1 protein-coding gene is annotated in these 517 nt (G+C 33.7%); it reads left to right on the top strand.

Annotation, left to right across the window (positions count from 1 at the left end):
- Nucleotides 1–517 (top strand): hypothetical protein (locus A8143_RS17085; protein ID WP_175437554.1); only part of this gene is annotated, 517 nt, incomplete at both ends.

The raw sequence follows: 517 nt of genomic DNA, 5'->3' as shown, positions 1-517 counted from the left end.
CTAATTTTAAATAGTGCTGCTTTTGGGCAGCACTATTTTAATAAGACCGTGGATGTAACTGGTTTAGGGTATAACGAAGTTTACAGAGGTTTAATTCATAATGCCTACACAAATACATTTTATTTAATAGGGACGAGCTCCTCATTTGGATTAAATAATCCAATTTTGGTTGAGTTTGATCAATTGGGGAATTTAATTGCACCAAGTTTTATACCAAACTCCAGTACGGGAGAATCATTCATCCCAGGATTTAATAATTTTATTTTTGCAACAACTTCAGGTAATCAAGTTTTTTGTGGAGCGATGCGTTTCGAAGATGGGGCTTCAGCAATAGTATTTAAGATAAATGAATTAAACGATACAATTTGGACAAGAGAATTTTATGAACCAGATGAATATATTTTGTTTTCAGGAGCATTAGAAGATCAAAATGGTGACTATTTGTTTACTGGTTATACTTCTAAATATGATGCTGTTCGTCAAGCTTGGTTGGTAAAGATGGATCCGTCTGGCAATA

It is taken from the genome of Crocinitomix algicola, from assembly GCF_001661595.2.
Taxonomy (GTDB): Bacteria; Bacteroidota; Bacteroidia; order Flavobacteriales_D; family Crocinitomicaceae; genus Crocinitomix; species Crocinitomix algicola.
Note: the sequence above shows the minus strand (reverse complement) of the source record. Positions and strands in the feature narration are given on the sequence as shown.